This is a genomic window from Opitutus terrae PB90-1 (assembly GCF_000019965.1).
Classification (GTDB): domain Bacteria; phylum Verrucomicrobiota; class Verrucomicrobiia; order Opitutales; family Opitutaceae; genus Opitutus; species Opitutus terrae.
The window spans coordinates 2,224,309-2,239,636 of sequence record NC_010571.1 but is presented as its reverse complement, the minus strand read 5'-3'; the positions used below and the strand labels follow the sequence as shown (position 1 = coordinate 2,239,636).

The following is a 15,328-nucleotide window of genomic DNA, read 5'->3' as shown; positions in this document are numbered from 1 at the left end:
GAATCGCGACGACCACCGCTGGTCAGGAAGGCATGCTAATCTGAGGCGGCGTCCCCTGCCTTGATGCGGGTCAATATTTTCTCCTTCCATGAGATACTCACCTTGCGCGAACCGACAAACCCGGGCTCCGTCATACCGCCGCCGCGAGCTTGAAACCGGTGGCGGCGTAAGTTGGTGGATAGCTTGACACGCGACAAGGTGGGCGGCCCGACTGCGGACTAGGATCCTGTCCCGCGCGTGCGGTTGCCCGCAACCGTGGCGGCTGCGCAACAGGTCCACCAGCAGTCACGATCGCATGCTCATTCGCATCCCTCCTTCGTCATGAACACCCCAGCCTGTCTCCGGTCCATGCGCCGCATGCGCGCGCTCCGTTTCCTCGCTCTTTTCGCCCTCGTGTTCGCCGACGGCTGGGCGGCAGAAACGGCCCGGGCCGCGACGGAACAAGTCTTCACCGTGCGCGGCGTCGTCCGCGGCCGACTGCAGAACGGCACGCTCCGCATCGCGCACCAGGCGATCCCGGACTACATGCCGGCGATGACGATGCCGTTCAATGTCGACCCGGCGGCGCTCGAGCAGGCAGCGCAATTTCAGCCGGGCGACGGCGTCGAATTCAAGTTTGCCGTGACCGACGCGTCCTCCCGCGCCTTCGATTTCCGCCGCATCGGTGGCCCGCGCGGCGCGGACGAGCCGGCCGCCATCGCCGCCGTGCCCGCGCGGCGACTCCGCGAAGGCGACGAGGTGCCGCCGTTCGTGCTGCGCGATCAGCTGGATCGACCGCTCACACTGGCGGACCTGCGCGGCAAACGGACCGTGTTGACCTTCATCTTCACGCGTTGTCCGGTGCCGGAATTTTGTCCGCTGATGTCGCAGCGTTTCCGCACGCTGCAGCAGGCGCTCGCCACGTCGCCGTCGGCCGACACTCCCGTGCAACTGCTGAGCATCACGCTCGATCCCGAGTTCGACACGCCGCAGATCTTGCGGGCCTACGGCGAAAGTTACGGTGCGGATCCGGCGCGCTGGCGGTTCGCCACCGGCCCGAAGGAACAGATCACGGCGCTCACGCGCGCCTTCGCCGTGCACACCGAGCAGAGCCGCGGCACGCTGGATCACACGCTGGCCACCGCGCTGATCGGGCCCGACGCCCGCGTGCAGACGATCTGGCGCGGCAACGGCTGGAAGCCCGACGAGATCCTCGCCGCGCTCGCGCAGCCGCCATCGCAATAGCGGCCGCAGTCGTCGGTCGGCCCGGGGTGCAAAACGCGCCCTCCCCGATGCCTCAGGTAAAGCGACTATCCGCGTTACGCTCGCCGTCCCACCCAACGCCACAGCGCATACGACGGCACCACGGTCGCGAAAAACGCCAGTACCGCGGTGCTGAACGAATCGTCCGCGGCCAGCGAGTAGATCGCCGAGATGGCGAAATTCGGCAGCAGCGTCGCCCAAAAAATCCGTCGGCGCGAAACGCCGACCGACGCCGCCACCATCACCGAGGTTTCCGCCAGCACCGGCACGCTGCGCAGGCACGCGAGCGTCAGCCCGAGCTGGCGATGCAGCGCGTCTCGCAATCGCGCGAGCTCGGCCTCCGGGAAGAATTTCGGCGCAATCCTGCCCACGGCTGCCCGGCCAAACCACGCCGCGCATACGACTCCTGCGCTCAGCCCCACCGTGCCCCCGATCACGCCCGCGAGCCAGCCGGCCTTGGCCGCGAGAAACACGATCACCAGCACCGACGGCACCGGCGCCACCGCATCGGCCGCGAGCAGCGCGATGGCGATCAGCACCAGCCAGCCCGCCTGATGCTGCCGCTGTTCCAGGAGCGGAAAGGCGAACGATTCGCCGAACACCACAAACGGCACGCTCACCAGGGCAACCACCAGCAGCACGAACAAGGTGAACTTCAGTACGCCCACCCGGGCGGATTGGGACGCGGCAAGTTCTTGGTCGGATGGCATCGCTCGTCGAGCGTGCCGCGGCCGCGCCGCGGATCAAGCGCGTTGGTCCGCCGCCGCGGCCGCACTGTCCCGGTCCTCGACGTGCAACTCGAGCACGATGCGCCCCCAGCCACCGCACTGCAGCCCGACATCGAAGCAGCTGGCGCGGCGAAACCGGATCTGGTTCGGATCCACCCCCGCGTAGATCATTTCGTTGGCGGCAAAAACCATCATCGCAGCCGAGTTCAGCGCGTAGGTGCAGACACGTTTGGGGCAAAGCTCGGTGAGCAGATTGCCGGCGCCATCCAGATGGATTTTGTCTCCCACGCGATGCCGGCTATTGCAGCCATGCGACTCCACGACTTCGAGTACGATGATCTTGTTCTTGAGTTCAGCAGACCGCGCGAGCACGTCGGCGTTACGCGGATTCTCGCGGAATTGCTTCAGCTCGTCGTCGCTGTAGCCAAGATGCTTCTGAGCAATCTTCCAGAGCCGTTCATCGATGGGGGTGTTTTCGTTCATAGCGCGGAGCAAAAATCGGCGACGTCGATACCGTCGGAAACTGATCTTGTATTCATGCGACGACCGCCAAACACAGCGTAGAATGGCAGGACATCGTCAGGTCACGCACACACCCAACACCGAGCGAGGCGCAGCGCCCTTCACCTCACCGCTCCACCCCCGGGCGCAATTCGGCCGGCAGCAGCTCGAGCCCCAACTGTCGCGCGCGCGCATCCGCAATGCTGAGATCATAAGCCTTCGCGAGCGCGAACAGCCGGTAGATCGCGCTCGTGGAAAGCCCCCGCAACCGGGATTCGTCCAGCTGGCTTAGGCACCGTCGCACTTGCGCACGCGCCAGCTCCTCGTGTTGGGCGCGCGCCAGGACCACCGCGAGCCCGATGCGGCGATCCAGCGGCAGGCCGGCGTCGGCACCGGCCTTCAGTCGCGGGAGCAGATACTTCAGCGAAGCCTCCAATGCCTGCGTGTCGCCGCGCGCCGATTCCACTTCCGCCCGCGCCACCCACGCGCCGAGATTTGCGGGGAATCGCCGCAGCCCCTGCCCCGCCGCCGCCGCCAGCTCCAGCCGACCTGCCTCGACGAAATACGTCGCCATCCGCCCCAGCGCGGTCGCCTCGTCCTGCTCGTCGACCACTTCGAACACCGCCACCGAACGGTCCTCGAACCCAGCGATGGTCGGAAACGTGTAGGCGACCGGACGGAGCCAGGGCGGCAGATTCAGGTTCTGCAGCTCGTCGAAAAACGAGCCTTCGACCTGCCCGGAGCCGACTCGCGCGTACTCGCCAAAATACGAATCCCACGAAGGCAGGACGATATGCGTGATCTCGCGACGTGCGATCAGCGCTTCGGCTTCCTGGCGCGTAGTGGCGCTCACGATTCGGACGGTGGCCATCAACCCGCTCTGGTTGTCCCATGAGAGCGTGCCGATCCCGCGGAGGCCGCCGTAGTAGCCGAGCGCGACCGTCTCCGCCGGGGGCGCGAGCACGATCGCGCCGTCGGGCCCGGCCCGCCGCGCCAGCCAGTGCGCCAGATCGCGATGCACCAATCCCAGCAGTTCCGTTTCATCCAGCGAACGCGCCCGCCGCGCGTCCGCCAGCGACACGAACTGCGCTCCGCCGGCAATCACCGCTGGCAGCAGTGCCGCCAGCCAAATCCAGCGCGCCCGCCGCGGCGTTTGCTCCAGCGTTGTCGGAATTGTCACCGCCGCCAGCACGGTCGCCAACGCGCCGGTCATCGCCCACCAGCTGAGCTGCCAGCACGCGAGGCCGAGCGCGACCACCAGCGCCCCGCCGGGCACAAGGATGAGCGTGCGCTCGGTGGCGGGGAGCTTCCGCGTCAATAACCACCATGCCGGCGGAACCGCCAGCAGCAGCGGCAGCATCACCACGATAGGTTTCACGCCGGTCGCCGGCTGCACCAACCAGCGCAGAAAATTCGGCGCGGCCGCGTCGCCCACGAGCGGCGTCAACCGAAATGCGGACGGATCCGGCGCCAGCAGCCCACCGTTCTCCTTCGCCTGCGCGACCCAGACCAGCGCGCCAATCGCCGCAACCGCACCGACAAGTCGGAGCCCGTCGATCAGCCGGCGCGGCGATTGGCGCGTTTGCAGCCACAGGCTCGCGAGCGTCAACAGCTCGCCCAATCCGAGCCACGCCAGCGCGTGCAGCGGATGCACCACGCGCACTTGCCAGCTGCCGAGATGGTCCGGCGCAAATTCCAGCAGATAGGCCGCCAACGTCGTTGCCGCGCCCGCGACGGCCCAGCTGCGCCACGGCAGCACGAGCGCCGAGGTCGGTGACACTGCGAGGGCGATCAATCCACCCAGCGCGCAGCCAAACAACAACGGCGCCTGCACCGGGACCGAAACCCAAAGCCCCAACCCGCCGGCGAGGCCCGCGAGAACGAACCAGCGATGCGGCGCCCGCGACGGCGCGCCGGCGGTGATGCGCAGCGCCGCGATTCCGACCGCCAGCGGCAACACGCTCGCGAGCGCGAGCGCCAGCGCCAGTCCGCGGTCATCGGGCGCACCGGGCACGAAGTTCGCTCCGAGCGGAAACGCGAACGCCAGCCCCAGACACACGACGGCACTCGACCAGAGTCCGAATCGCCACGCCACAAAACCGGTCAAGCCCGCAACGATCAATCCGTGTAGCAACGGGTCCGCCCACAGCGCAGCGTGCTCCACCGCGGCACCGGGTGCGCGCCCCGTGATTTGTCGATCGAACCAACCAACGAGCCTCAACCACCAGCGATAGGGTGAAGACGCGGTGACGGCGCGACCTTCCGGCGCGTTCTCGAGCTCGTTGCGACGCACCCGCCACTCGCCGCGCGCGAGCATTTGCTGCGTTTGTTCAATCCACTGGTAGCTTTCGAGATTCTGGCCAGGGACGATCAACTGTCGCATGCCGCCGGCGTAGCCGGTGGCCGAGGTGTCGTCGTTGCGCAGCGGTTCGAGCCCGAGTGCGGACACGAAGCGCACCCGGTCAACACGCGCGCTGTTCACCCAAAACAACACGGCGAGCGTGCACACAGGCACAGCGCACCAGACGAGCAAGCGAAGCCGGAGGGTAACAGCCATCGGGGATTTGACACCGTTCAGATGCGCGGCCCTTCAGCCGGGCGCGCATACTCATACTGGAACAGGAAACGACACGGCTTCATCGCGACGCATCGAGTGTGATGACGGGCGTGCCGGTAGGCACGTCGTGCTGAGTGGTGGCGCCGTCGGGCCAGCGGACGCTGATCCGCGCGAGCGGGTTGCCCGTCGGATCGCCAAAGAACGCGGCCGCGAGTGACTGGCTCGCGTGTCCCGAACCGGCCTGGAGTTCGACCGATTGAGCATGACCGTCGCGGTAATGCGCCGTCAGCCGGGCGCCGATCGCCGTCGGATTGCCGGCGGGACCGCGCAGCTGCACGCGCACCGAACGGAGGCCAGGCTCGTGCTGGCGCTCGAACACGAGGGTGCTTGCGTTGTTGCGCGTCACCAGAAAATCCGGCCAGCCATCCTGCCCCAGATCCAGCACGGCCAGCGCTTTCGCGTCGCCCGGCACCACCAGTCCGCTTTGCGCCGGCGGCACCGGCTCGAAACCGCCGCGGCCATCGCCACGCAGCAGCTGGCTCAGTCCGCCGTCGAACCGGCCCACCACCGCGATTGGCGCGTAGGAGTTTTGCACCGCGTAAAGGTCCGCCTGCCCGTCGCCATCGAAGTCGCCTGCGACCATCCCTTGCAGCGGTGCGATCTGCGCGATCCGCGGCAACGGCGTAAACCGCCAGGTGTCGTCCGGCTGACTCAAAAACACCCCGCTGCGCAGCTCCGTCGCCATGAACTTGTCCGCGGCGGCGAGCTTCTCCTCGCCCAGGATCTCGCTGAGCGTGGCTCGCGCGTACGCGTTGTTCCGCGGGAAGCGCTTCAGCACCGAGGGTATCGCTGCTCCCAAGTCCCGTCGGCTCCGCCAGGGATAGAGCTTGTCGCCTTCGTAGTAGGCTTCGATCAGCTGCGGCTCGCCGCCATCGCGGCGAAAGTCGCCGTAGAACAAGAGCGCCGGTTGCGCCGCACTCGCCCGATACTGCGTGTTCAGTCCCACGTTGCCGGCCACGTAGTCCATCCGACCGTCGCCGTTGAAGTCCGCCGCCGCGAGGGAGGTCCACCAGCCGGTGCCCGCCGCAGCGAAGCCAGCCCGTTCGGTCCAGTCGGAGAAACCGCGGCCCTGCTCGTTGTGAAAACACGTCACCCGGCCCCACTCCAGCGCCACCAACAAGTCCGGCCAGCCGTCCTGGTCCACGTCGCTCCACAACGCCGACGTCACCAAGCCCACGTTCCGCAGCGCCGGCGCGAGCAACTCGGTCGCGTCCTCGAATCCCGCGGTCGCGGGACCGCGGTTCCGCAGCAGGGCACTTTGCGGCGCCAGCGGATACAGGCCCGGCAGCACGCGCGCGCCGAGGAACACATCCAGCCGCCCGTCCCGATCGAAGTCCGCCACCGCCGCCGCGCCCACGCTCAGCGACAGCTCCGGCAGCGCACCGGCGGCCAGCCGAAACCGCCCCGGCTCGTCCTGCACGTAAAGCTTCGGCTGATACTCCGCCGCGCCCGCCGGCAAACTGTTGCCGCCCTTCGTCACCAGCAGCGCCGGCCGCCCATCGCCCATCGCATCGAACAGCAGCACCGGCCCGTCGTTCACCCCGTCCACCGGCAGCACCGCTCCCGGGTCGACAGCATACGTTCCGTCGCTGCGGCCCAGCCGCACCTGCGCGGCCGTCTGCGTCGTGCCCCCGATCACCACGTCTTCGATCCCGTCGGCATTCACGTCGCCCACCGCCAGCGCCGGTCCGCGCCGGTTGAACCGCGTCGGCAGCAATCGCTGCAACGCCACCTCATCCACCGGCTCCTCCCGCGACACCACCGCCAGCCCATGCGCTGCGCTCGTTTCCGCGAAAAGGCTGTGTTCGTAGGGCTGCCGCTCGCCGGCAGCCGCGCGGGACTTCGATTCCTCGCGGCCGGCGGCCAGCGCCGGCCCTACCGTTCCGGGATTACCGACCCGGGTATCAGCGGACGACGAAGGCTCACGGGCGGGACGCCCGTGCCACTCCTCCGGCTCCGTGATCGTATACCGCCGGTCCGCCGCCACGTGCTCGAACCGCTGCACCGCCCCGCTCGGCCACCTCACCGTCAGCTCCTTGATCTCCACCTCCTCCCCCAAACCAAAATGCACCACCGGCTCACTGCTCGACAGCACGCCCCGTGCAATCACGAGGTACCGCACCTGCCGGCCCGCGCCGGTCACAATCTCCACTTTCGCGCCGACGCCAAACCGGTTCGATCTGGTCCCGCGTAGCTCGAAAATGACCCGATGTCCGCTGTCGGAGTCGTTGCGGAGAACCGTCACGCCCTTCTCGTAATTGCCGAACACCAGATCGAGATCGCCATCGCCATCGAGATCGCCGAACGCCGCGCCGAAGCTCACGCCTTTCTGATCCAACCCCCATGCCGCACCGACAGTCTCAAACTCGAGATTGCCGCGGTTGCGGTAAGCGAGATTGCGCTCGGCCAGCACCGGACTCTCGCGCATCACGCGCAACCGCTCGGTCGCGGTCTCCGCGTTCATCTGGCGCGTCAACAAATCCACGTTGGTGGCCTCCCGGTGCATGCCGGTAGTCACGAACAGGTCGAGCCAGCCGTCGTTGTCGAGATCCTCGAGCCGCGGTCCCCAGGTCCAATCAGTCTTGGCCAGGTCCGCCAGCCACGCCGCTTCGAGGCAGTGACCGGTACCCGTGTTCAGGAAAAGCGCATTCCGTGGATACTGCAGCACGCCGATCGTCTCATTAAACTCCTCCCGGGCCCGGCCGCGCGCATCCGCCATGCCGCGCTGATCCTTCTCGTGGGTCGTCGCGGCCATGTCCGTGATCATGAAATCCACGAGCCCGTCGTTGTTCAGATCGCCGAGATCCGAACCCATCGCCGAGTAGGGCACGTGCGGAACGACGGTCGCAATCACGTCGTCAAAGCGGCCGTCGCGGCGGTTGTGATAGAGCTTGTCGGGCGAGAGAAAATCGTTGCCGACGTAGAGATCGGGCCAGCCGTCGTCATCGTAGTCCCACCACGTGGCGGAGTGCCCCTGCCCGTTGCCGGAGATCCCCGCGTGATCGGTCACGTTCACGAACCCGCCATCGCCGGTATTACGGAAAAGATAGTTCGCCTGCCCTTCGATGTGCGCGTTCGCGTCGAGCAGGTTCGTCTGCACAAGGACATCGAGCCGGCCATCGCGATCGTAGTCGGCGAACGCACCGGTCACGGACGAGTCCCGCACGTCGAGTCCGCGCGCGGCCGCCTCCTCCTTAAACGTGCCGTCGCCTTGGTTCACGTAGAGCCGGTTCGAGGCGTCGAATCGGCAGAGATACAGATCGAGCCGGCCATCGTTGTTCACATCGACAAACGTGGCCCCCTGCTTCCACACGCCAGCCGCCGCGCCTTTGTCGGCCACGCCCGCGCGTTCGGTCACGTCCTCGAACCGGAACTCGCCGAGGTTACGAAATAGCCGGCAGCTCTCGGTCTTGCTGACGACGAAGAGGTCCGGCCGGCCGTCGCCGTCGTAGTCGCCGATCGCCACACCGGTGCCGATTTCGCCGATCTCAAATTCGTGATACCGCGCGCCCCACATCTTCGGATCCGCATACCGGTTCTCCGTCACGACGCCCGTATGCGCCGACGGCATCTCCACAAACAGCGTCGCACCGCGCGGACCGGAGCGCGCCGCCAGCGGCTGTTCCGCCAACGGGGAGCGCGGCTCGGCGGCGAAGACGGCGACCGTCGCAAAGGCCAGTGCGGCGCCGTGCCGGCCCGCGGCGAGGAACCGACCCGGCGGCCGCAGCGCCGGACCAAAGAGCGACGAGCGACGGGGCATGCGAGCCATCTATGCAGCCACCCGCGGGAGAGGGGTCAAGCGAGTGCGTCGGTGCGCCCGTGCCCGCGCTCGTTTTTCCGGAGCCGCGCGCAACAAACTGAGATCCTTTACGTCCGGATTGAGCTCCTTGTGCGCGCGGGCGGGGGCTGCGTTGGCCGGGCTTGCTGGGCCCGCCCGCGTCCCGCAAATTCAGAAGGCATCCCGTGCAGGTATCCGAGTATTCACGTTACCGATCACTCCCCTGCCGCCCCGCGAGCCGAGGGCATTGCATGCCATGATTCGTCCGGTGCTGATCTGCTCGGTGCTGGTGCTCGCCGGCGCGCTGCTGATAACCGTCACGTCGCGGCGAAGCGGACGGGGCATGTATGTATCAGCCCTCGCCGGCGGCGCGAACGCAGCAGCGTACGTCGATCCTGATTCGCCGACCGGCTATCAACATTCGCGACGTTATCTCATCGTGCCGGAGCGGCACGGCCCGGCAGCAGCGCGCATCGCCGAAGCGCAGCGCTCCCTTGCCAGTGGCGAAACACGGGCGCGGTGGACCGACCAGGAAAACGCTCCCGTCGGCCGCCCGGTTTTCACCGCCTCGCCCGCACGCTGGTGGCTGATGCTCGTCGCGTGGGCCGAGCGCGCACGTTCCGGACGAGCCGCGGGGCCGTCGGTCGAGCGGGCCGCGCTTGTCGCGGAGCCCTCGCTGCATCTGTTGCTCCTGGCCGGAGTCACCGCGCTTTGCGCGTGGCGGTTCGGCGCACTGGCAGCGATGGGCTTCGCGGTCGGCGGCGTGACCCTGTTTCCGTTCGCGGCGAGTTTTCTGCCGGGCGTACCCGATGGTCGCGCGCTCGCGCTCGGCTGCGTGCTCGGCAGCCTGCTCACCGCGGTGGCGGGATTCCGCGAGCCGGCGCAAGCTCGACGCTGGTTCGCCGCGGCGGGATTTCTTGCGGGCATTGGGCTCTGGCTTGATGTGCGCAGTCAGGTGATGGTGCTCGCCGGCACCGCCGCAGGAGGACTCTTCGCCCACTGGACCAGCCGCCGCAGCAACACGCCGGCACCCGAGGCCGCGGCCTGGCGAGGGTGGTCGCTGGCTGGCGCTGGCGTATCGCTGGTGGCCTATCTTTTCGAATACGCACCGACTCACCTTGGCGCATGGGAGCTGCGCGCGAATCATCCCCTCTACGCGTTGGCGTGGCTTGGCGTCGGCGAACTGCTCGCGCGAGCCGCGAGCGACCGCGTGCCTCCGCGCAGTCGGCTGCGCGCCGCGTTGCCGCAGATGCTGGCGGTCGCGGCCGTCGTTGTCATCCCGCTCAGCATGAAACTGACAGGCAGCCGCGGCTTCCTCGCGGCGGACCTGAATGCGTACCGGTTGACCAGCCTGCCGGGCAGCGCGGCTGCGCCAAATCTCGTTGCGTGGCTGCAGCGCGAAGGCGCGAGTCTTGACGTCTGGGCGACGCTGCTCCCGCTCGGTCTCGTCGTCGTGGCCGGCTGGACGCTCGCGGGCAATCGGATCAGTCCGCGGTGGCGGCCAGCCCTGGCATTCGCGATGGGACCAGTGCTGGCGGCCGGAGCCTTCGCGTGGCGGTGGCTCGATGCTTGGGTTCTCGTCGACGTCACATTGCTGATCGCGCTCGTCGCGGGTCTCGCAGCAGCAGCGGAACAGAAATCCCGGCCTCTGCTCACCGCCTGGGCCATCGCGCTCGCGGGGGCGGCAATTCCGGGCGTGGCTACGGCGTGGCCTGAGCCTGTTGGGCCGGCCACGGTTCTGAGCCGCACCGAAGCCGAGTTGCTGATCGAACGCGACCTCGCGCACTGGCTCTCCGCGCGAGCCGGCGGGCCGGGAGCGATCGTCTACGCTCCGCCGCAGGTCACGTCCTCACTCTGCTACTTCGGCGGATTCCGCGGACTCGGCACCCACGCCGCGGGCAATGAAGCTGGCTTCGGCTTGAGTCTCGCCATCGCCGGCGCGCGCACGATCGAAGAAGTGCAATGGGCGCTGCAGAGTCGCGGAGTCCGCTACGTGGTGGTGCCGTCATGGGACCCGTTCTTCGACGACTTCGCTCGACTCCATCTCGTCAAGGAGCACGCAACCCGCGTCAGCTTTTTCGTGAGTGAACTTCGTCGCTGGCATCTGCCCGCCTGGTTGCGACCGATGGCCTACACTCCGCCGGACATCAAAGGAATGGAGCACGCATCGGCCCTCGTCTTCGAGGTGGTCGAGGACCAGACTGCTGCGCTGGTCGAGAGCCGGCTCGCGGAGGTTTTGGTGGAAACAGGTCGGCTCGAGGACGCCAGCGCGATCGCGGAGGCGTTGCGCCGGTTTCCGGGTGACGTCGGCGCGCTGACGGCGCGCGCGCAGATTCAGGCGGCGCAGGATAATGCCGGCGCATTCACCGAGACGGTCATCGCCATTCGCGCCCGTTTGGCCAATCAGGCCGATCGCTATCTCGCGTGGGATCGACGTGTCGCGCTCGCGGCCGTGCTCGCCCAAGGCGATGAACTGGAACTCGCCCGCGCGCAGGTGCAGCGCTGCATCACGGCAGCAGACGCCCCGCGGCTGCGGATGCTGAATGAGGGCGCCCTGTATCGACTCCTGGTGCTCAGCGACGCGTTCGCTCTTCCGCTGCCGGATCCTCAGCTGCACGCGCTGGCGGAAAGCCTGCTTCCGTTGGAGCTACGCCGACAGCTGTGAGCGACAACGGTGTCATCGCGGTGCAGGGAGGATGATGACTGGCGTGGTGCCGGTCACGTCGTGCTGGGTGGTGGCGCCGTCAGGCCAGCGGACGCTGATCCGCGCGAGCGGGTTGTCCGCCCGATCGCCAAAGAACGCGGCCGCGAGTGACTGGCTCGCGTGTCCCGAACCGGCCTGGAGTTCGACCGATTGAGCATGACCGTCGCGGTAATGCGCCGTCAGCCGGGCGCCGATCGCCGTCGGATTGCCGGCGGGACCGCGCAGCTGCACGCGCACCGAACGGAGGCCAGGCTCGTGCTGGCGCTCGAACACGAGGGTGCTTGCGTTGTTGCGCGTCACCAGAAAATCCGGCCAGCCATCCTGCCCCAGATCCAGCACGGCCAGCGCTTTCGCGTCGCCCGGCACCACCAGTCCGCTTTGCGCCGGCGGCACCGGCTCGAAACCGCCGCGGCCATCGCCACGCAGCAGCTGGCTCAGTCCGCCGTCGAACCGGCCCACCACCGCGATTGGCGCGTAGGAGTTTTGCACCGCGTAAAGGTCCGCCTGCCCGTCGCCATCGAAGTCGCCTGCGACCATCCCTTGCAGCGGTGCGATCTGCGCGATCCGCGGCAACGGCGTAAACCGCCAGGTGTCGTCCGGCTGACTCAAAAACACCCCGCTGCGCAGCTCCGTCGCCATGAACTTGTCCGCGGCGGCGAGCTTCTCCTCGCCCAGGATCTCGCTGAGCGTGGCTCGCGCGTACGCGTTGTTCCGCGGGAAGCGCTTCAGCACCGAGGGTATCGCTGCTCCCAAGTCCCGTCGGCTCCGCCAGGGATAGAGCTTGTCGCCTTCGTAGTAGGCTTCGATCAGCTGCGGCTCGCCGCCATCGCGGCGAAAGTCGCCGTAGAACAAGAGCGCCGGTTGCGCCGCACTCGCCCGATACTGCGTGTTCAGTCCCACGTTGCCGGCCACGTAGTCCATCCGACCGTCGCCGTTGAAGTCCGCCGCCGCGAGGGAGGTCCACCAGCCGGTGCCCGCCGCAGCGAAGCCAGCCCGTTCGGTCCAGTCGGAGAAACCGCGGCCCTGCTCGTTGTGAAAACACGTCACCCGGCCCCACTCCAGCGCCACCAACAAGTCCGGCCAGCCGTCCTGGTCCACGTCGCTCCACAACGCCGACGTCACCAAGCCCACGTTCCGCAGCGCCGGCGCGAGCAACTCGGTCGCGTCCTCGAATCCCGCGGTCGCGGGACCGCGGTTCCGCAGCAGGGCACTTTGCGGCGCCAGCGGATACAGGCCCGGCAGCACGCGCGCGCCGAGGAACACATCCAGCCGCCCGTCCCGATCGAAGTCCGCCACCGCCGCCGCGCCCACGCTCAGCGACAGCTCCGGCAGCGCACCGGCGGCCAGCCGAAACCGCCCCGGCTCGTCCTGCACGTAAAGCTTCGGCTGATACTCCGCCGCGCCCGCCGGCAAACTGTTGCCGCCCTTCGTCACCAGCAGCGCCGGCCGCCCATCGCCCATCGCATCGAACAGCAGCACCGGCCCGTCGTTCACCATGTCGGTCGGGAACGCCGCTCCGGCATCCGCAGCCGGGTCGTTGCCAGGCGCAGAACCAAGCCGCACCTGCGCGGCGGTCTGCGTCGTGCCCCCGATCACCACGTCTTCGATCCCGTCCCCGTTCACGTCGCCCACCGCCAGCGCCGGTCCGCGCCGGTTGAACCGCGTCGGCAGCAACCGCTGCAACGCCACTTCGTCCACCGGCTCCTCCCGCGAGGTCACCGCCAGCCCGTGCGCTTCACTCGTTTCCGCGAAGAGACTTGTTGTAGCCGGGCTCGTCTTGTCCTCCGTAGCTTTCGCGAAGGAGGATGAACCCGACCCGGGGTCACCGACCCCGGCTACACCAGCGGCCGGCTCCGTGATCGTATACCGCCGGTCCGCCACCACGTGCTCGAACCGCTGCACCGCCCCGCTCGGCCACCTCACCGTCAGCTCCCTGATCTCCCTCTCCTCCCCCAAACCAAAATGCACCACCGGCTCACTGCTCGACATGTAGCCGCGCGCCAACCACAGCTGACGTACCTGCACGCCCGCGGACGTCGCGATGTGCACCGTCGCGCCGACCCCGAAATGATTGGAGGTGGTTCCCCGCAGTTCGACGATCACCCGATGACCGGTGTCGCTGTCATTGCGCAGCACGGCCACGCTGTCCTGATAGTTGGCGTAGACGAGGTCCAGATCGCCATCGTCGTCGAAGTCCCCGAACGCCGCGCCGAAGCTGATGCCTTTGTGATCCAGTCCCCACGCCGCCCCGACGTTCTCGAACGCGAGATCGCCGTTCTGCTGGCCCGCAGAACGGAACGCGAGGTTCTCCTCGTTCAGCACCGGACTCTGCCGCATGATCCGCACGCGTTCCGCCGTGGTCTCGGCGCTGAGCATGCGCGTGTTGATGTCGATGCTCTGCTCGACGAACATCCCATTCGGCACGAACAGGTCGAGCCGGCCGTCGTTGTCGAGATCCTCGAACCGCGGTCCCCACGTCCAGTCGGTCGCGTCGATGCCGGCCAGAACCGCCGCCTCCAGACATCGTGCGGTCCCGGTGTTCAGATATAAAGCGCTGCGCGGATACTGCGGCGCCTCGTTGCCAAGATCGGGCGGATCGACCGCGCGGCCGCGCGTGTCCGCCATGCTGCGTTGATCCTTCTCGTGCGTCGTCGTGGCCATGTCGGCCGAGAGAAAGTCGATCAGCCCGTCGTTGTTCACGTCGCCCAAATCCGCGCCCATCGAGGCGAACGACGTGTGCGGCAGCACGCGGTCGACTGAATCGGTGAACGTGCCATCGCGGTTGTTGTGATACAGTCGGTCTGGCGCAGCGTAGTCGTTGGCAACGTAGAGGTCGGGCCAGCCGTCGTTGTCGTAGTCCCACCACGTGGCCGAATGGCTCTGCGTCGCGCCCGCGATGCCCGCCGCCGCGCTGACGTCCGCGAAGGTTCCGTTGCTCAGCTGGTGAAGGAGATAGCCGCGCTGGCCGTTCGGGCCGCGCATCATGTTCAGCAGGTTGGTCGCGATGTAGACGTCGACCCGGCCATCGCGGTCGTAGTCGCAGAACGCCGCCATCCCGCTCGCGTCCGACACGTCGAGCCCGTAGTCGTGCGCGAGTTCGCGAAACCTGCCGTCGCCTTGGTTGACGTAAAGCAGGTTAGAGGCGTCGAAGCGGCAGACATACAGATCGAGCCGGCCATCGTTGTTCACGTCGACGAACGTGGCCCCCTGCTTCCACACACCCGCGGCCGCACCTTTGTCCGCTACGCCCGCGCGCTCGGTCACGTCCTCGAAACGGAAGTCGCCGAGGTTGCGAAACAGCCGGCAGCTCTCGGTCTTGCTGACGGCGAAAATATCCGGCCGGCCGTCGCCATCGTAGTCGCCGATCGCCACCCCCGTGCCGACGGCGCCGAAGAGGAATTCCTGGTAGCGGCGCGCCCACATCTCGGGGTCGGCATAGCGGTTTTCCGTCTTCACGCCCGTGCGCTCGGGCATGAGCCGGGTGAACATCGTCGCGCCGCGCGGCGCCGAGCGCGGAGCCAGCGGGGCCGATGCGATCCCGGAGCCGCACGCATCGCCGGCCACGAGGACAATCGCGGCGAGCGCCAGACACTTCGCTCGCCATCCGCGATTGCGGGGGACGGCGCCAGTGGCGGCGGGAGGAGCGATCGCGGCGGCCATGGAGGATGGATGGCGAACAGGAAGTCACCCACGAATTGGTGGTGACGTCGGGGAGGTTGCCTGCATGGTGGCTTCGCGAAAATGAGAAAAGTCCGGCG

Annotated in this window: 7 protein-coding genes; 2 read left to right on the top strand and 5 right to left on the bottom strand. The window is 67.8% G+C overall.

Annotated features, from left to right (window positions below):
• Positions 1-321: 321 nt before the first annotated feature.
• Positions 322-1,224: an SCO family protein gene (locus tag OTER_RS09170; protein WP_083767674.1), complete on the top strand. Its 903-nt coding sequence runs from the start codon at positions 322-324 to the stop codon at positions 1,222-1,224.
• Between the two features lie 74 nt (positions 1,225-1,298).
• Here OTER_RS09170 and OTER_RS09165 read toward each other — a convergent pair whose 3' ends face one another.
• The 4 genes from OTER_RS09165 to OTER_RS09150 form a co-directional block, all read right to left on the bottom strand.
• Positions 1,299-1,952 (bottom strand): TVP38/TMEM64 family protein, encoded by a 654-nt coding sequence (locus tag OTER_RS09165; RefSeq protein WP_012374621.1) that lies wholly within the window; start codon positions 1,950-1,952, stop codon positions 1,299-1,301.
• A 33-nt stretch (positions 1,953-1,985) separates the two neighbouring features.
• Positions 1,986-2,453 carry a TIGR04076 family protein gene (locus tag OTER_RS09160; protein ID WP_012374620.1) on the bottom strand — a complete coding sequence of 156 codons (468 nt, stop codon included), beginning with the start codon at positions 2,451-2,453 and terminating at the stop codon, positions 1,986-1,988.
• Between the two features lie 145 nt (positions 2,454-2,598).
• The gene (locus OTER_RS09155; RefSeq protein WP_012374619.1) at positions 2,599-5,028 is read right to left on the bottom strand and encodes a hypothetical protein; all 2,430 of its coding nucleotides are present in this window, start codon (positions 5,026-5,028) and stop codon (positions 2,599-2,601) included.
• Positions 5,029-5,107: 79 nt separating this feature from the next.
• Positions 5,108-8,848 (bottom strand): CRTAC1 family protein, encoded by a 3,741-nt coding sequence (locus OTER_RS09150; RefSeq protein ID WP_012374618.1) that lies wholly within the window; start codon positions 8,846-8,848, stop codon positions 5,108-5,110.
• Positions 8,849-9,122: 274 nt separating this feature from the next.
• Between OTER_RS09150 and OTER_RS09145 the strand changes: the two genes are divergently transcribed.
• The gene (locus OTER_RS09145; RefSeq protein ID WP_012374617.1) at positions 9,123-11,531 is read left to right on the top strand and encodes a hypothetical protein; all 2,409 of its coding nucleotides are present in this window, start codon (positions 9,123-9,125) and stop codon (positions 11,529-11,531) included.
• A 12-nt stretch (positions 11,532-11,543) separates the two neighbouring features.
• Here OTER_RS09145 and OTER_RS09140 read toward each other — a convergent pair whose 3' ends face one another.
• On the bottom strand, positions 11,544-15,230 hold the full coding sequence (locus OTER_RS09140) for a CRTAC1 family protein (RefSeq protein WP_012374616.1): 3,687 nt from the start codon (positions 15,228-15,230) through the stop codon (positions 11,544-11,546).
• Between the last annotated feature and the right edge of the window lie 98 nt (positions 15,231-15,328).